General features: G+C 61.0%; 16 protein-coding genes. 9 read left to right on the top strand and 7 right to left on the bottom strand.

The annotated features are described in order from the left end of the window. Positions 1-127: 127 nt before the first annotated feature. The 4 genes from AACV02_RS05630 to AACV02_RS05615 all read left to right on the top strand — a co-directional run bounded on the left by AACV02_RS05630 (position 128) and on the right by AACV02_RS05615 (position 6,590). On the top strand, positions 128-1,651 hold the full coding sequence (locus AACV02_RS05630; protein ID WP_119736934.1) for a fumarate hydratase: 1,524 nt from the start codon (positions 128-130) through the stop codon (positions 1,649-1,651). A gap of 250 nt (positions 1,652-1,901) precedes the next feature. Beyond that, on the top strand, positions 1,902-3,668 hold the full coding sequence (locus AACV02_RS05625) for an ATP-binding protein (RefSeq protein WP_119736930.1): 1,767 nt from the start codon (positions 1,902-1,904) through the stop codon (positions 3,666-3,668). Next, on the top strand, positions 3,662-4,987 hold the full coding sequence (locus AACV02_RS05620) for a sigma-54-dependent transcriptional regulator (RefSeq protein WP_119736928.1): 1,326 nt from the start codon (positions 3,662-3,664) through the stop codon (positions 4,985-4,987). The genes AACV02_RS05625 and AACV02_RS05620 overlap by 7 nt, the downstream gene beginning before the upstream one ends. Before the next feature lie 283 nt (positions 4,988-5,270). Continuing rightward, positions 5,271-6,590, top strand: coding sequence for an MFS transporter (locus AACV02_RS05615; protein ID WP_106578356.1), 1,320 nt, complete (start codon positions 5,271-5,273; stop codon positions 6,588-6,590). A gap of 121 nt (positions 6,591-6,711) precedes the next feature. Here AACV02_RS05615 and AACV02_RS05610 read toward each other — a convergent pair whose 3' ends face one another. Further along, positions 6,712-7,467: a COG4705 family protein gene (locus AACV02_RS05610; RefSeq protein ID WP_119736926.1), complete on the bottom strand. Its 756-nt coding sequence runs from the start codon at positions 7,465-7,467 to the stop codon at positions 6,712-6,714. A 194-nt stretch (positions 7,468-7,661) separates the two neighbouring features. Between AACV02_RS05610 and AACV02_RS05605 the strand changes: the two genes are divergently transcribed. Continuing rightward, positions 7,662-8,294, top strand: coding sequence for a flavin reductase family protein (locus tag AACV02_RS05605; RefSeq protein WP_119736923.1), 633 nt, complete (start codon positions 7,662-7,664; stop codon positions 8,292-8,294). 124 nt (positions 8,295-8,418) lie between these two features. Here the strand turns inward: AACV02_RS05605 and AACV02_RS05600 are convergent, their stop codons facing one another. Together AACV02_RS05600 and AACV02_RS05595 are read right to left on the bottom strand one after the other, a co-directional pair. Continuing rightward, complete coding sequence (locus tag AACV02_RS05600; RefSeq protein ID WP_119736921.1) at positions 8,419-8,667, bottom strand: hypothetical protein; 249 nt, start codon at positions 8,665-8,667, stop codon at positions 8,419-8,421. A gap of 44 nt (positions 8,668-8,711) precedes the next feature. Further along, positions 8,712-9,053: an antibiotic biosynthesis monooxygenase family protein gene (locus tag AACV02_RS05595; protein ID WP_106578352.1), complete on the bottom strand. Its 342-nt coding sequence runs from the start codon at positions 9,051-9,053 to the stop codon at positions 8,712-8,714. A 327-nt stretch (positions 9,054-9,380) separates the two neighbouring features. On the opposite strand from AACV02_RS05595, the gene AACV02_RS05590 reads away from it, so the two are divergent. Further along, on the top strand, positions 9,381-10,310 hold the full coding sequence (locus AACV02_RS05590; RefSeq protein ID WP_119736919.1) for an AraC family transcriptional regulator: 930 nt from the start codon (positions 9,381-9,383) through the stop codon (positions 10,308-10,310). A 125-nt stretch (positions 10,311-10,435) separates the two neighbouring features. Here the strand turns inward: AACV02_RS05590 and AACV02_RS05585 are convergent, their stop codons facing one another. From AACV02_RS05585 to edd, 4 genes are all read right to left on the bottom strand, one after another. Continuing rightward, positions 10,436-11,863, bottom strand: coding sequence for an ATP-binding protein (locus AACV02_RS05585; protein ID WP_371924153.1), 1,428 nt, complete (start codon positions 11,861-11,863; stop codon positions 10,436-10,438). A gap of 31 nt (positions 11,864-11,894) precedes the next feature. Then, entirely contained in the window at positions 11,895-12,629 is a 735-nt protein-coding gene (locus AACV02_RS05580) for a response regulator (protein WP_106578348.1), read from the bottom strand. 154 nt (positions 12,630-12,783) lie between these two features. Beyond that, on the bottom strand, positions 12,784-13,740 hold the full coding sequence (locus AACV02_RS05575) for a glucokinase (protein ID WP_106578347.1): 957 nt from the start codon (positions 13,738-13,740) through the stop codon (positions 12,784-12,786). Then, entirely contained in the window at positions 13,737-15,563 is a 1,827-nt protein-coding gene (edd, locus tag AACV02_RS05570; protein ID WP_119736915.1) for a phosphogluconate dehydratase, read from the bottom strand. Before edd ends, AACV02_RS05575 begins: the two co-directional genes overlap by 4 nt. 221 nt (positions 15,564-15,784) lie before the next feature. Between edd and gap the strand changes: the two genes are divergently transcribed. The 3 genes from gap to AACV02_RS05555 all read left to right on the top strand — a co-directional run bounded on the left by gap (position 15,785) and on the right by AACV02_RS05555 (position 18,578). Further along, positions 15,785-16,786, top strand: coding sequence for a type I glyceraldehyde-3-phosphate dehydrogenase (gene gap, locus AACV02_RS05565; RefSeq protein WP_106578345.1), 1,002 nt, complete (start codon positions 15,785-15,787; stop codon positions 16,784-16,786). Between the two features lie 230 nt (positions 16,787-17,016). Next, on the top strand, positions 17,017-17,535 hold the full coding sequence (locus tag AACV02_RS05560; protein ID WP_106578344.1) for an RNA polymerase sigma factor: 519 nt from the start codon (positions 17,017-17,019) through the stop codon (positions 17,533-17,535). A 74-nt stretch (positions 17,536-17,609) separates the two neighbouring features. Continuing rightward, complete coding sequence (locus tag AACV02_RS05555; RefSeq protein WP_119736911.1) at positions 17,610-18,578, top strand: FecR family protein; 969 nt, start codon at positions 17,610-17,612, stop codon at positions 18,576-18,578. Positions 18,579-18,670 lie beyond the last annotated feature (92 nt).

Below are 18,670 nucleotides of genomic sequence, written 5' to 3'. Positions count from 1 at the left end.
ACTGCCGCGCCTTTTTAGCGTCGCGCCTGCACCTACGGCGTGCCTTGGAAAGGTGGACTCAGCCGACCGATGCACCCAACTGAGCCACCTTTATTGAATGTTCCCGTCTTATAGAGGAGCGCGACTCATGACCGTGATCAAGCAAGACGACCTGATTCAGAGCGTTGCCGACGCCCTGCAATTCATTTCCTACTACCACCCCGTTGACTTCATCCAGGCGATGCACGAAGCCTACCTGCGCGAAGAATCGCCGGCAGCCCGTGACTCCATCGCGCAGATCCTGATCAACTCGCGCATGTGCGCCACCGGCCATCGCCCGATCTGCCAGGACACCGGTATTGTTACCGTGTTCGTGCGCGTGGGCATGGACGTACGTTGGGATGGCGCCACCATGGGCCTGGACGACATGATCAACGAGGGCGTGCGTCGCGCCTACAACCTGCCGGAAAACGTCCTGCGTGCCTCGATCCTCGCCGACCCGGCAGGTGCGCGTAAAAACACCAAGGACAACACCCCGGCCGTGATCCACTACTCCATCGTCCCGGGTAACACCGTGGAAGTGGACGTGGCCGCCAAAGGCGGTGGCTCCGAGAACAAGTCGAAAATGGCCATGCTCAACCCGTCCGACTCGATCGTCGACTGGGTGCTCAAGACCGTTCCGACCATGGGCGCCGGCTGGTGCCCACCGGGCATGCTGGGCATCGGCATCGGCGGCACCGCCGAGAAAGCTGCGGTAATGGCCAAGGAAGTGTTGATGGAGTCCATCGACATCCACGAGCTGAAAAAGCGCGGCCCGCAGAACCGTATCGAAGAGATGCGCCTGGAGCTGTTCGAGAAGGTCAACCAACTGGGCATCGGCGCCCAGGGCCTGGGTGGCCTGACCACCGTGCTCGACGTGAAAATCATGGACTACCCGACCCACGCCGCCTCGCTGCCGGTGTGCATGATCCCCAACTGCGCCGCCACCCGTCACGCGCACTTCGTGCTCGACGGTTCGGGCCCGGCGTCGCTGGAAGCGCCATCGCTGGACGCCTACCCGAAAATCGTCTGGGAAGCCGGCCCATCGGCCCGCCGTGTCAACCTCGACACGCTGACCCCGGAAGAAGTGCAAAGCTGGAAACCGGGCGAAACCGTATTGCTCAACGGCAAGATGCTCACTGGTCGCGACGCGGCGCACAAGCGCATGGTCGAGATGCTGAACAAGGGCGAAACCCTGCCGGTAGACCTCAAGGGCCGCTTCATCTACTACGTCGGCCCGGTTGATCCGGTGCGCGAAGAAGTGGTTGGCCCGGCTGGCCCGACCACCGCCACGCGGATGGACAAGTTCACCCGTCAGATCCTCGAGCAGACCGGCCTGCTGGGCATGATCGGCAAATCCGAGCGCGGCCCAACCGCCATCGAAGCGATCAAGGACCACAAAGCCGTGTACTTGATGGCTGTGGGCGGTGCGGCGTACCTGGTGGCGCAAGCCATCAAGAAGTCGCGCGTAGTCGCGTTCGCCGAACTGGGGATGGAAGCGATCTACGAGTTCGACGTGAAGGACATGCCGGTCACCGTTGCGGTGGACAGCAAGGGTGAATCCGTCCACATCACCGGTCCTGCCATCTGGCAGAAAAAGATCAGTGAAAGCCTGGCGGTAGAAGTGCAGTAAGCACTTCACTGCACGGATAAAGGCGACTGCGGCCCATGGCCCAGTCGCCTTTTTTATGACTGGCAATGTTGCAATGACAAACACGATCATGTGGGAGCTGGCTTGCCTGCGATGCAGGCACATCGGTTTTTCAGTGACCCCGAGGTGATGCCATCGCAGGCAAGCCAGCTCCCACACAAGCCTGCATGCCACAAGATCCAAGCAGCCCATGCTATGGTGCTCATCCCTTACTGTGCCTGCCCATCACCGTATGATCGTGATCCCACGCCCCCTGCGCCTGACCTTCTATTCCCTGTTGATCATCGCCGGTGCGGTGCTGGCCGCTGCCTTGGCCACTCGCCATGCCGAACGCCAAGCCTTGGTGGATGACGCCGCCCGCGCCCATCAACAGCTCACGCTCTATGGCAATTCCCTGCACACCCTGATCGAACGCTACCGCGCCCTGCCCGCCGTACTGGCGCTGGATTCGGAAATGATCAGCGCCTTGAAAGGCCCGCTCGACGCCACCACCCAGGACCTGCTCAACCGCAAACTGGAGCGCATCAACGGCGCAGCACAGTCCTCAACCCTGGAACTGATGGACCGCAACGGCCTGGCCGTGGCCGCCAGTAACTGGAACTTGCCGAGCAGTTATGTCGGCCACAACTACGCGTTTCGCCCCTATTTCAGCCAGACCTTGAGCCAAGGCACCGGGCGTTTTTATGCGGTCGGAGTCACCACCGGCATTCCGGGTTACTTCCTCTCCAGCGCGGTGGTCGATGAGCATGAGCAGTTTCTCGGCGCCATGGTCGTGAAGCTCGAATTCCCCGAACTTGAACGTGAGTGGGCCCAGGGCAATGACCTGCTGCTGGTCAGCGACGCGCGCGGCATCGTGTTTATCGCCAACCAGCCGGGCTGGCGTTACCGCAACCTGCGGCCGCTGTCAGCCAGTGACCTTGCCGAACTCAAGGCCACGCGCCAATACGATAAAAAGCAATTGCAGCCGCTGCAAACCCAGACGCTGCAGCGCTTCGATGAAAACAGCCATTTGATGCGCGTCAGCGGCCCTGAAGGCAATGCCAACTACATCTGGGAATCCCTGCCACTGAAGGCCGAAGGCTGGACCCTGCACCTGCTGCGCAAACCGCAGTTCGCCTTTGAGGATCAGCGCAACGCCGGCCTCGCCGCTGCAGGCTCGTGGCTGGCGCTGGTGTTTCTGGTGCTGTTCCTGACCCAGCGCTGGCGCCTGGCCCGCCTGCGCCAGCGCAGCCGCGAAGAGTTGGAACAGCTTGTGGAGGAGCGCACCCAGGCGCTGCGCACGGCCCAGGATGGCTTGGTGCAATCGGCCAAACTGGCGGCACTGGGCCAGATGTCCGCCGCACTCGCCCATGAAATCAACCAGCCGCTGACCGCCCAACGCATGCAGTTGGCGACCCTGCGCCTGCTGCTGGACCACGGCCGCGTGGACGATGCCTACCAGGCGCTCACACCGCTGGACGACATGCTCACGCGCATGGCCGCACTCACCGGCCACCTCAAGACCTTCGCGCGCAAAAGCCCCAGCGGCTTGCGCGAAAAGCTCGACCTGGCCACCGTCGTCGACCAATCCCTGCACTTGCTCGACGCGCGCCTGCGCGACGAAGCCATCGGCGTGGTGCTGGACCTGACCCGCCCCGCGTGGGTGCGCGGTGATGCCATCCGCCTGGAACAGGTGTTGATCAACCTGCTGCGCAACGCCTTGGATGCGATGGCCGACACGCCACGCAAACGCCTGGAGATCCGCCTGCACGCCGACCAGCAGTTGTGGCGACTGACCGTCAGCGACAGCGGCGGCGGCATTGCAGAAGAACACTTGAACAGCGTGTTCGACCCGTTCTTTACCACCAAACCCGTAGGAGACGGCCTCGGCCTCGGGCTGGCGGTGTCCTACGCTATCGTGCATGAACTGGGCGGGCGCCTGCTCGCCGGCAACCGTGGCGACGGCGCGGTTTTTACCTTGACCTTACCGATTGCGCTGGAGACACCCGACCTATGTTGAACGCCGTGATTGTGGTCGATGACGAAGCCAGCATTCGCACGGCCGTCGAACAATGGTTGAGCCTGTCAGGGTTTGATGTGCAGTTGTTCAGCCGCGCCGAGGAATGCCTGGCGCACCTGCCCAGGGACTTTGCCGGGGTGATCCTGAGCGATGTGCGCATGCCCGGGCTCAGCGGCCTTGAACTGCTGGCCGAAGTGCAACGCCGGGATGCCGATTTGCCGGTGATTCTGCTCACCGGCCACGGCGATGTGCCGATGGCGGTGGAAGCGATGCGCGACGGTGCCTATGACTTTCTGGAAAAACCCTTCAGCCCCGACGCCTTGCTCAACAGCCTGCGCCGCGCCCTGGACAAACGCGGACTGATCCTGGAGAACCGACGTCTGCATCAACAGGCCGATCACCGCGCGCAGCTCGAATCGAGCCTGCTGGGCGTGTCCCGAGGCTTGCAGAACCTGCGACGCCAGGTGCTCGACCTGGCGAACCTGCCGGTCAATGTGTTGATCCGTGGCGAGACCGGCAGCGGTAAAGAGCTGGTCGCGCGCTGCTTGCACGATTTTGGCCCGCGTGCAAAAAAGCCGTTTGTAGCGCTCAACTGCGCCGCCATCCCCGAGCAGCTGTTTGAGGCCGAATTGTTCGGTCACGAAAGTGGCGCGTTCACCGGCGCCCAAGGCAAGCGTATCGGCAAGCTGGAATATGCCCATGGCGGCACGCTGTTCCTGGATGAAATCGAAAGCATGCCGCTGGCCCAACAGGTTAAGTTGCTGCGCGTATTGCAGGAACAAAAGCTTGAGCGACTGGGCTCCAACCAAAGCATTCACGTGGACTTGCGCATCATTGCCGCCACCAAGCCGGACCTGCTGGAAGAGGCACGCGCAGGGCGTTTTCGCGAAGATTTAGCCTACCGACTGAACGTCGCACAGCTGCGCCTGCCACCTCTGCGCGAGCGTCGTGAAGACATTCCGCTACTGTTCGACCACTTTGCCCACAGCGCCGCCGAGCGCCTGGGCCGCAGCGCCGAACCCTTGAACGGCGCGCAACTGGGGCGGCTGCTCAGCCATGATTGGCCGGGTAATGTGCGTGAACTGGCCAACGTCGCCGAGCGCCAAGTGCTGGGCCTGGGTGAACCGGAGCCGGAAGGTATCGAGGCCGGGCAATCCCTGGCGGCGCAACAGGAAGCCTTCGAAGCGCATTGCCTGAAAGCAGCGCTGGTGAGGCACAAGGGCGATATCAAGGCAGTATTGGCGGAGCTGCAGCTGCCGCGTCGCACCTTCAATGAAAAGATGCAGCGGCATGGGTTGGTGCGGGAGATGTTTCTGTAGGCCATTTTCTGTGGTGTTTGCCAAGACGCCATCGCAGGCAAGCCAGCGCCCACATTTGAATGTGTTCACACATCGAACGGTGGGCGCTGGCTTGCCGCGAAGAGGCCAGCAGCCATAAGCGGATTTCCGCTCATCACCCTAAAATCATCAGCAATTTTCCGCTCAAAAACATTCTGAAACCCTTCTAAACCGGGCCTTGATCTAACTGGCACAGCTCCTGCTATAGCCCGAACAGGCTGCGCTCGTGCGGCTCCATAAAAACAACTAGATGAAGGATCCTTCAATGGATAACTCCAACTCCCTGCCTCTGGGGTCGGCGGCTGCGCCGGCAAAAGAACGCAGTACTTCCAGCCGGATCAAATCGATTTTCAGCGGCTCGGTCGGCAACATGGTCGAGTGGTACGACTGGTACGTCTACGCCGCCTTCTCGCTGTACTTCGCCAAAGCCTTCTTTCCGAAAGGCGACACTACCGCCCAACTGCTGAACACCGCCGCGATCTTCGCCGTGGGCTTCCTGATGCGCCCGATCGGTGGCTGGCTGATGGGGCTGTACGCCGACCGTGCCGGTCGCAAAGCGGCCTTGATGGCTTCGGTGCTGTTGATGTGCTTCGGCTCACTGATCATCGCCCTGAGCCCGGGTTATGAAACCATCGGTGTCGGCGCGCCGATCCTGCTGGTGTTCGCCCGCCTGCTGCAAGGTCTGTCGGTGGGTGGCGAGTACGGTACCTCGGCCACTTACTTGAGTGAAATGGCGACCAAGGAACGTCGCGGCTTCTTCTCCAGCTTCCAATACGTGACGCTGATTTCCGGCCAACTCATCGCGCTGGCAGTATTGATTGTGCTGCAACAGGTGCTCACCACCGAACAACTGTACGACTGGGGCTGGCGCATCCCGTTCGCCATCGGCGCCCTGTGCGCAGTGGTCGCGCTGTACCTGCGTCGTGGCATGGAAGAAACCGAGTCGTTCACCAAAAAGGCAAAGGCCAAGGAAAGCGCCATGCGCACCTTGATGCGCCACCCCAAGGAACTGATGACCGTGGTCGGCCTGACCATGGGCGGCACCCTGGCGTTCTACACCTACACCACCTACATGCAGAAATACCTGGTGAACACGGTGGGCATGAGCATTTCCGACTCCACCACCATTTCGGCGGCCACGCTGTTTCTGTTCATGTGCCTGCAACCCATTGTCGGCGGGCTGTCGGACAAGGTTGGCCGCCGGCCGATCCTGATCGCCTTCGGCATCCTCGGCACCTTGTTTACCGTGCCGATCCTCACCACCCTGCACACCATCCAGACCTGGTGGGGCGCGTTTTTCCTGATCATGGCGGCACTGATCATCGTCAGCGGCTATACCTCGATCAACGCGGTGGTGAAGGCCGAGCTGTTCCCTACGGAAATTCGTGCCTTGGGCGTGGGCCTGCCGTATGCGCTGACCGTGTCGATCTTCGGCGGTACGGCTGAATACATCGCACTGTGGTTCAAGAGCATTGGCATGGAAACCGGTTACTACTGGTATGTGACGGCCTGCATTGCGGTGTCGCTGGTGGTCTACGTGACCATGAAAGACACCCGCAAACATTCGCGCATTACCACGGACTAAACAGTGTGGGAGCGGGCTTGCTCGCGAACGCGGTGATCAGTCAGAGCAACGTCGACTGACACGGCGCATTCGCGAGCAAGCCCGCTCCCACATGTTGTTCTTCAGCGTTTCATAAACAGCGTCAGGTCAGCTCTACGGGCTGCCGGCGCCCATACCGGCGCTGCGCATACGACGCCCCGGCAATCATCACCACCAGCACCGCCGCCAACACCGCCGATGAACCCATGGTGCCGAAATCCAGCCCGCCCTTTTCATGGGGCTTGGTGAGGAAGTCGCCCAGGGTCGCGCCAAATGGCCGAGTCAGCACAAACGCCACCCAGAACAACAGCACCGAAGAAATCTGGGTGAAGTATTTGAGTGCTACCACCGCCGCAATGGCCGAGCCGATCAGCAAGGCGCCGCCGGCAAAACCCAACCCGGAGTCGTCCGCTAGGAAGTCGCCCAGCGCGGTGCCCAAGGTATTGGAGAACAGGATCGCCATCCAGTAAAACAGCTCGCCTCGAAAGGTCTGGACCTTGTTCACGTTCAGCGAATCACCACTGAGGTGCCACAACGCGAAGATGATCATCAGGATCACGATCAGGATCATCGAGCCGGTGGCGTACCCGAGGCCCAAGGTGCGGTCCATAAAATCCGACATCGTGGTGCCGGCGGTACTCGTGGACAGAATCACGATCCAGTACAACACCGGGTTGTAGGTTTTCGACCAGAGCTGCGTCATCAGGGTGACGAGAAATACGCTGATCAAGATCATCGAACTGATGGCGTAGCCGACATTCAGGGTCATCGACAACAAATCCCCGGCGGTTTCGCCCAGGGTGGTTGCGCAGATTTTCATGACCCAGAACGCCAGGGTTATCTGAGGAAGTTTGTTCATTGTGCGCAAGGCTCCGAAGCTCAGTCATGCAGGGGGCCGAATCATGGGGAGTGTCGACCTGGCGCGCAGACTGAACGGCACGCTGTGAAAAATAGGTGGGCAATCAATGAAAATTCCATCCGGCCAATGGAAATTCGCCGTCATGGATTGCACTATGGCTACCTCACAGCCCCCCGCAGCAGGAACCACGGCCCATGTCTGACGATATCCATTTCTACGAACCCGCCAATGGCCACGGCCTGCCTCATGACCCGTTCAATGCCATCGTCGGGCCACGGCCGATTGGCTGGATTTCCTCCCACGACCGCGAAGGCCGCCTGAATCTGGCGCCCTACAGCTTCTTCAATGCGTTCAATTACATTCCGCCGATCATTGGGTTTTCCAGCGTCGGGCGCAAAGACAGCCTGAACAACATCGAACAGACCGGCGAATTCGTGTGGAACCTGGCCACTCGCCCGTTGGCCGAACAGATGAACCAGAGTTGCGCGGCGGTATCGCCAGAGGTCAACGAGTTCGAGCTGTCCGGCCTGACGCCGGTCGCCTCGAAAATCGTCGGCGTGCCGCGCGTGGGCGAAAGCCCGGTATCGTTCGAATGCAAGGTGACGCAGATTATTCAGCTGCAGCGCGCCGACAAAGAGTTGGTGCCGAGCTGGCTGGTGCTTGGCGAGGTGGTCGCGGTGCACATTGCCAAGTGGCTGCTCAAGGATGGGATCTACGACACGGCCGCCGCCGAGCCGATCTTGCGCGGTGGTGGCCCGGCGGATTACTTCCAGATAGAGCCGCAGGCGTTGTTCAAGATGTATCGCCCAGGCGCCACTCAGCGCTGAGTGAAAGGCAAAAAAAAGTGGGAGCAGGCTTGCTCGCGAAGGCGGTGGATCAGTCAATGTTTCAGTGACTGACACGGTGCATTCGCGAGCAAGCCCGCTCCCACCTTTGCATCGGTGGGGTTGCTTAGTCAGCGGCAGGTGACCAGGTCAATTGCCCTTCTTCGTCCACGTCGACCAACCGCTGCAATTGCGCGGCAGCCGCATCGTCGGCGTCGTCAGCGGTCTTGAACGTGTGTCCTTCAAGGATCTTGTGAAACCTGGGGGCGCCCATGCCATCCAGTGCCTTGACGGCAATGGCAGCGCTGTAGCCACCCTCTTCTTCACGCACCAAGGCGGAAACGGCTTCGTGGTAGGCAAACTCTTTACGTGCCATGTTGCAGGTCCTGGCCAATGGGAAAGTCGGCCATTCTAACCTTCTCAACCGGCCAGTTGCAGGTACTCGCCGTAGGCATGCGCAGCGGATGCATCGGTAAAGGTCTGGAAGTCCATGCTGCGCACCACCATGTCGTTCAACAGCTCGGTAAAGATCATCAAGGCGGGCGAATTGAAGTAGGCGCTCATCGCCTGCTCGCTGCTCCAGAAGCCGCAGATCAGCCACACATCGGGATCCACTTGGGAATGCTGCAACGAGAATTGCAGGCAACCCTGAGCCTGACGGCCCGGTTCAATCAAACTGCTCAAGCGTGCACCGAGTTCGGTGCTGCACCCGTTACGGGCACGGATAAAGGCCATATGGCTCGCGGGAATGGGGGTGGACATGTTCGACTCTCCCGTTGAGAAGTGATGCTCGGCAAGCACTGTGAGGGCGTGCTGCCACAGGATCAAAGATAACGGCGCGGGTGCGGGCGCGGTTAGTCAATTCCTGCCGGCTTATTGCACAATCCTGCCAGAAGCGTAGATAAGACGTTTGGCCCCGCGGGTTTATTCCATGGCCATGTTCAGTGTTTCAGGCAGATGACAGGCACTGCACTTGCCTGATTCGCGACTTATCGCAGGATCAGGCAAGGATTGTGCAGGATCGACGTAACACTTTCTCAAAGACCGCCACTAAGCTGATCCCATCAAAAAGCTTGTAGAGGACACGTCATGTCGTCGTCGGAACATAAGTCCACTCCCCTCGATGCCGAGACGGAAAAACAGCGCGCCGAACTCGCCAGCATCGTGCACCGGCATACCTGGGAAGATGGCTCCTACGGCACGGCGATCACCTCGTTGTACCTCAACCGCCACAACACGCCGCGCGACTTCATGCCGGTGCTGGTGGAACCTGCGCTGTGCATCCTCGCCAGCGGCAGCAAGGAAGTACGCCTGGCTGACGAAATCTTCGCCTACGACCCGCTCAACTATCTGGTGTTCTCCGTGGCGATGCCGGTGGCCGGGCGGATCATCGATGCCACGCCGGAAGATCCCAACCTGTCGGTGCGCATCAATATCGACCCGGCGCAACTCACGGCGCTGATCGCCGAGGCCGGGCCAATGGGCGTGCCGTCGCGTCCGACTTCGCGCGGCATGTACGTCGACCGCATCGACACCCAATTGCTCGACGCCGTGCTGCGCCTGGCGCGCCTGCTGGATACGCCCAAAGATATCGCGATGCTGGCGCCATTGATCAACCGCGAAATTCTTTACCGTTTGCTGCGTGGGCCGCAGGGTTACAGGCTGTATGAAATCGCCGTGGCCAACAGTCAGAGCCATCGTGTGAGCCAGGCCATCAAGTGGCTGAACGGCAACTACGAACAGCCGCTGCGTATTGATGACCTGGCCCGTGAAGTGAACCTCAGCGTCTCGACGTTGCACCACCGCTTCAAGGCGATCACCGCGATGAGCCCGCTGCAATACCAGAAGCAGTTGCGCCTGCAGGAAGCGCGGCGTTTGATGATTGCCGAAGGGCTGGAAGCTTCGGCGGCGGGGTATCGGGTGGGGTATGAAAGCCCCTCGCAGTTCAGCCGCGAGTACAGCCGGTTGTTTGGGGCGCCGCCGCTGAGAGATTTGGCCCGGTTGCGCCAGAGCATCTGACCCAAAGGCGTTCAAAATGTGGGAGCGGGCTTGCTCGCGAAAGCGGTGGATCAGTCAAGATTTTCGGTGACTGACACTCTGCATTCGCGAGCAAGCCCGCTCCCACATTTGATCCTCTGTGTGCTTTAGTCCAGGGTTCGCGGGAGCTGTAAGGTGACTCGCAAACCACCCTCGCGCAGGTTCTGCAAACTCACTTCACCGCCATGGCTATGGGCAATGTTGCGCGCGATGCCCAACCCCAATCCATAGCCCTGCTGCTGCCCGGCCAAGCGAAAGTGCGGTTCAAACACTTGCTCCAGCCGCTGCTCCGGCACGCCAGGGCCTTCGTCGTCGACGTGCAGGACAAATTCCGCGCCATCGTCTTCGATGTGCAAATGCGCGTTCTGCCCGTACTTCAACGCGTTGTCGATCAGGTTACCGATGCAGCGCTTGAGCGCCAGCGGCTTGCCTGCATACGGCGCCAGGGCGCGGCCATCCTGCGTGATGCGGCCATTGCCGTTGGGCGCCAGGTACGGCTCCACCAGGCAATCGAGTACGTGATTGAGGTCGACCGGCTCGATGTTTTCGTGGATGTCAGTGTCCTTCACGCATTGCAGCGCGCCCTTCACCAGCAACTCCAATTCATCCAGGTCGCGACCGAACTTGGCTTGCAGGTTTTCGTCTTCGAGCAGCTCCACGCGCAGGCGCAAGCGGGTGATCGGCGTGCGCAAATCGTGAGAAATCGCGCTGAACAATTGGCTACGCTCGGTCAGGTAACGGCTGATGCGTTCGCGCATGGCGTTGAACGCACGGCCCACTTCCACCACTTCGCTGCCGCCGCCTTCGGCCACCGGCTCCACGTCAGCCCCCAGGGACATGTCCCGCGCCGCCCGCGCCAGACGCTTGAGCGGTCGGCTTTGCCAGTGCACCAACAGGCCGATAAACAACAATAGAAAACCGCTGGTGAGCACGATAAACCACACCTGCTGCGACGGCAGGCCCTGTTCTTCAAGGCTGGTGTAGGGCTCGGGCAACAACGAAGCGATGTACAGCCATTCGCCCGGCGCCAGCTGGATCTGCGTGACCAGCACCGGCGGATTCACCGGCTCCAGGGTCAACGCGTAATGCGCCCAGGACCGCGGCAGTTCATCGAGCTTCAGGCCAGCGTTGAAAATGCGCAGGTCTTCGGCACTGACGAACTCCACCGAGATGTGCACGTCGCCGCCCAGGGTCTGGCGCAAGACTTCGTCCACCGCTTGCAACACCGCCTGCTTGCGCGGGGTCTGCGGCAATATCTGCATATCCAGCGGGCGATCGTTGAGCGTCACCACAAAGCGGGTGCCACCCATGCTGCGCAGTTGATCAAGCACTAACGGGCGATAGGCCACCGGCAACGAGCGGAAATAACTCACGCTGGCCGTCATCGAGTGCGCCAGGCTGCGGGCGCTGGTGACCAGGCCTTCAAGTTGAGTGGCGCGCAATTGCGAGACCCAGATCACGCTGGACAGCGCCTGGGCGAACAGCACTGCGAGCAAGGTCAGCAGCAACATCCGCCCCAGCAGCGAGCGCGGCACCGGGAAACGGCGACGGCGTTCGCTTAAATGCTCAGTGGGCATTGCCGGCAACCACGCTGGCTGCCAGTTGATAACCGCTGCCGCGCACGGTGCGGATCAGCCGTGGGGGTTTTTCGGTATCGCGCAGGCGTTGGCGCAAGCGGCTCACGGCCATGTCGACGATACGGTCCAGCGGCATCAGGTCGCGGCCACGGGTGGCGTTGCCGATGGTGTCGCGGTCGAGAATTTGTTGCGGGTGATCGAGAAACAGTTTGAGCAGGGCAAAGTCGGCGCCGGAAAGAATCACCTCTTCACCGTCCACGTGAAACAGGCGATGGCTGATCATGTCCAGTCGCCATTCATCGAACACCCACACGTCGCCGCCGCTGCTGCGTTCCTGGCCGAACTGGGCGCGGCGCAGCAAGGCTTTGATGCGCGCTTGCAGCTCGCGCGGGCTGAACGGCTTGCCGATGTAGTCGTCGGCGCCCAGCTCCAGACCGATCACGCGGTCGGTTTCATCGGAACTGGCAGTGAGCATGATGATCGGCACCTGCGCCTGGCGCGGGTGCTGGCGAATCCAGCGGCAAAGGCTGAAACCGTCTTCGTCGGGCAGCATCACATCGAGGATGACCAGATCGCACGGCGCCTCGTTCATCGCCTGGCGAAACCCTGCACCATCCGGCACGCCACGCACCTGGAAGCCGGCGCGGCTGAGGTAGGTCTGCAGCAATTCGCGGATTTCCTGGTCGTCGTCGACGAGGAGAATCGATTTACTGATTGCGCTCACGGGGTCCTCCTTGTTGTTATGGCCAAACCTGAGTCATGTGTTGCTTTCAAGGACCCCTTCGCGAGCAAGCCCGCTCCCACATTTAAACTCATTCCAACTGGATAAATGCGGTTGAATGTGGGAGCGGGCTTGCTCGCGAAAAGGCCATCACTGCCTACGCAAAAGCCTGCTCAAGTGCCACACCCGCCCCGGTCAACCCGGAATACGGCGCGGTCACCAACCACACCGGAATGCCTTTGAAATAATCGCTCATGCAGCCTTTGTCGCTGAAGCTCTTGGCAAAACCGCTGTTGATAAAGAAGTCGGCAAAGCGTGGAATAACCCCGCCCACGATATACACGCCACCGCGTCCACCGGTGGTCAGCACGTTGTTGCCGGCCACGCGGCCCAGCCAGATGCTGAACTGGTTCAACACTTCGATCGCCACCGGGTCTCCTGCCAGGCCGGCTGCCGTAATGGCTTCGGGCGTGTCCAGCACCGGCGTGTGCCCGTCGACCGCGCAAATCGCGCGGTACACCCGTGGCAGGCCGCCGCCGCTCAAGGCGGTTTCGGCACTGACGTGCCCGATTTCGGTGTAGATGTGCTGCCACAGCTGGGTTTCACGCGGGCTGCTCAGCGGCAGGTCGACGTGGCCGCCCTCCCCCGGCAGCGCCGCATATCGGCCTTCGCCCAGGTCCAGCAAGGTGCCGACGCCAAGGCCGGTACCCGGCCCGATCACCACCGCCGGGCGCAGCGGTTCCGGCGTGCCTTCGCAGACCACGCGAAATTCGTCGGGCTTGAGGCGAGTCATGCCCAGGGCCATGGCAGTGAAGTCATTGACCAACAGCAGCTCATCCACCTGCAAGGTCTTACAGAATGCAGTTTTGCTCAGGCGCCAGTGATTGTTGGTGAATTTAAATTCATCGCCACTCACTGGCCCCGCGACCGACAGGCATACCGCGCCGATGTCCCCGATTTCCAGGCCTTCTTCCTTGAGGTAGACCTTGATAGCCTCCTCAGGGCTGTGGTGGTCCGCGGTGGCATGCACGCGGATCGAGTGCAGCTCCTGATCCCGCCACAACGCAAAACGGGCGTTGGTACCACCGATGTCACCGACCAGCGCAAGCTTCACTTAAGCGTCTCCAAGGCAGAGGTAAAGGCGCTGGCGCCCTGCTCTGCGGAGCTTGCGGCCAAGCGCATAAATGCAAACAGCTCACGCCCCGCCCCCACGTTGTTGCCCAACAGGCCCGTGGCAGGCGCGCGCGCTGCGAATTCTTCGGCGTCCACCTTAAGCTCCAAGGTGCCTTTCACGCCATCCACGCGAATGATATCGCCATCTTTGACCCGCGCCAGTGGCCCGCCGCTTTGGGCTTCGGGGTTGACGTGAATCGCGGCAGGGATCTTACCCGACGCGCCGGACATACGCCCGTCTGTCACCAACGCCACCTTGAAGCCACGGTCCTGCAATACACCCAGGAACGGCGTCATTTTGTGCAATTCCGGCATGCCGTTGGACCGCGGGCCTTGGAAGCGCATCACCGCGACAAAGTCTTTTTCCAACTCACCGGCCTTGAAGGCGTCGGCCAGGTCCTGTTGATCCTGGAACACCACGGCCGGCGCTTCGACGATCTGGTGCTCCGGGGCAACGGCAGAGACTTTCATCACGCCACGGCCGAGGTTGCCTTCCATCACGCGCAAGCCGCCTTCGGGCGAGAACGCACGGGCCACGGGGCGCAGGATGGTTTCGTCGAGGCTCTCGATCGGGCCGTCGCGCCAGATCAGCTCGCCGTCGACCAGGAACGGCTCCTGGGTGTAGCGGCTCAGGCCCTTGCCGGCCACGGTGTTGACGTCTTCGTGGAGCAGGCCGGCTTCGAGCAGTTCGCGGATCAGGAACGACATGCCGCCCGCCGCCTGGAAGTGGTTGATGTCGGCCTTGCCGTTTGGATACACGTGGGACAGGGTCGGCACCACCTCGGAGAGGTCGGCCATGTCCTGCCAGGTGAGGATGATGCCCGCCGACATGGCGATGGCCGGCATGTGCAGGGTGTGGTTGGTGGAACCGCCGGTGGCGTTGAGCGCGACGATGGAGTTGACGATGGATTTTTCGTCGACGATCTCGCCGATCGGCGTGAAGTCGCCACTGGCTTTGGTCAGGCGCGTGACCTGGTGCGCGGCTTCGCGGGTCAGCGCATCACGCAGCGGCGTGTACGGGTTGACGAACGAGGCGCCCGGCAAGTGCAGGCCCATCACTTCCATCAGCAGCTGGTTGGTGTTGGCGGTGCCGTAGAAGGTGCAGGTGCCGGGGCTGTGGTAGGACTTCATCTCCGATTCCAGCAGCTCTTCGCGGGTGGCCTTGCCTTCGGCGTAGCGCTGGCGCACGTCGGCCTTCTGCTTGTTGGAGATGCCCGAGGGCATCGGGCCGCCCGGCACAAAGATCATCGGCAGGTGGCCGTAGCGCAGCGCGCCCATCATCAGGCCGGGGACGATCTTGTCGCAGATGCCCAGCATCAGCGCGGCGTCGAACATGTTGTGGGACAGCGCTACCGCCGTGGACATGGCAATGACTTCACGGCTGAGCAGGCTCAGCTCCATGCCGGGTTCGCCTTGGGTTACGCCATCGCACATGGCAGGCGTGCCGCCGGCGAACTGGCCGACCGACCCGACTTCGCGCAGGGCTTTTTTGATCTGTTCAGGGAAATGTTCGTACGGCTGGTGCGCCGAGAGCATGTCGTTATATGAGGAAACAATTGCCACGTTGGCGGCGTTCATCATGCGCAGGCTATTTTTATCTTCAGTGCCGCAGCCCGCCACGCCGTGGGCGAAGTTGGCGCATTGCAGCTTACCGCGCATCGGGCCGTCGCTGGCGGCGCCGCGAATGAGCGCAAGGTAAGCCTCGCGGGTTGCACGACTGCGGGCGATAAGCCGTTCGGTGACCTCAATAACGCGGGGATGCATGTGTAGAACTCCAGGCTAACGGATGTGGCGACCTGAGTGTCTATGCTGATCAAACGCCCGCAGCTCATGGGATGGCAGGGTGTCGTTTGTATCATCGGACCAGTTGATTCAGGTCACTCGTTGTAGATTGAACAAAATATTGCCACTAAAAAGGCTTGTTTTCTATTTTTATGCGAATAATCTTGTAATTCTTACAACAAATCGACGACAGGCACTTTCCAATGACTCTTCGTATCGCAATCAATGGTTTTGGCCGTATCGGCCGTAATGTCCTGCGCGCACTGTATACCCAAGGCTACCGCCAGGATTTGCAGATCGTCGCCATCAATGATTTGGGCGACAGTTCGATCAATGCCCACCTGCTCAAATACGACACCGTACACGGTACTTTCGAAGCAGAGGTTGCCCACGATCAGGAAAGCCTGACCGTCAATGGTGACCGGATTGCCGTCAGTGCCATTCGCAACCCCGCCGAGTTGCCGTGGGCGGCGCACAAGATCGACGTGGTGTTCGAATGCACCGGTCTGTTCACCGACCGTGACAAGGCGGCCGCTCATATTACCGCCGGCGCGCGCAAGGTAATCATCTCGGCCCCCGCCAAAGGCGCAGACGCCACGGTGGTGTACGGGGTGAACCATGACATCTTGCGCCAATCCCACCAGATCATCTCCAACGCTTCCTGCACCACCAACTGCCTGGCGCCTGTGGCTCAGGTGCTGCACCGCGAGCTGGGCATCGAAAACGGCTTGATGACCACCATTCACGCCTACACCAACGACCAGAACCTGACCGACGTCTACCACACCGACCCGTACCGCGCGCGCTCGGCCACCCAGAACATGATCCCAAGCAAGACCGGCGCCGCTGAAGCGGTGGGCCTGGTGCTGCCGGAACTGGCGGGCAAGCTGACTGGCATGGCGGTGCGGGTACCGGTGATCAACGTGTCGCTGGTCGACCTCACTGTGGAGCTGAAGAAAGAAGCCACCGCCGAGCAAGTCAACGCGCTGCTCAAAGAAGCCAGCCAGCACTCGAAAATCCTCGGCTACAACTCCCTGCCGCTGGTTTCCAGTGACTTCAACCATAACCCGCTGTCGTCGATCTTCGATGCCAATCACACCAAGGTCAGCGGTAAATTGCTCAAAGTGCTGGCCTGGTACGACAACGAGTGGGGTTTCTCCAACCGGATGCTGGATAACTGCCTGGCGCTCTGCAACGCCGAGTAAACAGGCACGAAGCGCTCTGTGTGAGCGGGCTTGTGTGGGAGCGGGCTTGCTCGCGAACGCGGTGAATCAGTCGCCCGATCCATTGACTGACACTGCGCATTCGCGAGCAAGCCCGCTCCCACATGAGTTTTGTGCACTAACCAGCCCGTGGTAGGCCCACAGCAATAGCCACTTGCCATTTCCGTTGATGATAAGCATTATCATTAACTGCAAATCGATCTGGTAGCACTGTGAGCCAATCCCGCTTCAACCAAGTCTTTATCACTCAACGGGTGATTCTGCTTCGCACCTTGCAGCGGATGGTGAACAACCACAGCACCGCCGAGGACCTGTTGCAGGAAACCTACCTGCGCGTCACCCGGGCCCTCAGCGAGCGGCCGATCGATCACCTCGAACCCTTCGTCTACCAGACTGCACGCAACCTGGCGCTGGACCACCTGCGTTCGCGCCGCATTCAAGCCCGTACGCTGCAGGAAGACGTCCCGCTGGACGTGCTGCAAAGCGTCGCGGCGCCCATCAGCACGCCCGAAGACGCGACCCAGGCCGAGCAATTGCTCGAACACCTGAGTGTCAGCCTCGGCCAGCTGAGCGCTCGGCAACAGCAGATATTCATCCTCAGCCGCCTGCACGGTTGCAGCTACCAAGAGATTGCCGATCAGTTGCAAGTGTCCTTGAGCACCGTGCAAAAGGAACTGAAATTGATCATGGCCATCTGTGTAGGAGTGGCTGAACGGCTGGATCAGCCTTAAGCTTCAGCCGACAGATGTGGCGATCCAGTCTGTAGGAAAGATGAATAGAACGTGGCGAAGACCCGAGGAACACCGTGACCGACCCGAATAAACTGCGCCCCCATGAGCTGGCTCATGAGGTGTTGCAAGACACTGCTATGGACCAGGCCCTTGACTGGCTGATCGTCTTGCAGTGCCCGCAACCCGGGCAGCAAGCGCAGTTCGATGCCTGGCTGGCCAGTGACCCGGCACACGCACACGCGTTCAACAAAGCCCGGACCGCCTGGGGCGGCGCGCCGGTACACAGCGCCGCCGTGGCCCTGGCAGCGCCGCGCAAACCGAGCGCCTGGCGCCGGGTAAAACCGCATTGGAAACCCTTGGCCACCGCCGCCGTGCTGTTGATCGGCCTGTTCAGCTTCAGCAACCTGCCCGTGCGCCTGCAAGCCGACCACCTCACCGTGGTCGGTGAACGCCAGCGCGTGCAGTTGGACGACGGCTCCAAAGTACTGCTGAACACCAACTCGGCGTTTTCCAGCCGCATCAAAGACCACCAGCGCATCGCGCGCCTGTACCAAGGCGAGGCGTTTTTCGAAGTTGCGCCCAACCGTGGCCTGCCCCTGGAGATTGACGCCGGGCCGGTGCGCGCCAGCGTGCGCGACACCGACTTCGCCGTGCGCTACCTCAATGGCGAAGCGCAGGTGCAGGTGCAGCGCGGTGACGTCGACCTGAGCAACACCTTCGACGACGCCCGCGTGCGCCTGCGCGCCGGTGAGAGTATCCGTATCGGCCCCAAAGGCTTTGGCCAGCCCGCCAAGCTGGATGTGAGCAAGGACCTGGCCTGGGTCCAGGGTCGGCTGGTGTTTGAAAACTGCCCGATGAGCGACGTGCTGGCAGAGCTGCGCCGCTATTACCCGGGCTGGATCGTCAACACCAACGACAAGCTCGCCAGCACAGCTGTCACCGGCAATTACCGCCTCGACCAGCCGCTGGACGTGGTGCGCTCGCTGGCCCACATCACCTCGGCCACACTCTCGGAATACCCGGCGCTGGTCATTCTGAACTAAATGAGAATTATTTTTACTCGATGTTAACCGGCGGTACGTCTCGTTATAGCCAATGCAACTGATTCCTATTTGATTCGGTTCGCAACTATAAG

Source organism: Pseudomonas sp. Larv2_ips, from assembly GCF_963879675.1.
In the GTDB taxonomy this organism is placed as follows: Bacteria; Pseudomonadota; Gammaproteobacteria; order Pseudomonadales; family Pseudomonadaceae; genus Aquipseudomonas.
Note: the sequence above shows the minus strand (reverse complement) of the source record. Positions and strands in the feature narration are given on the sequence as shown.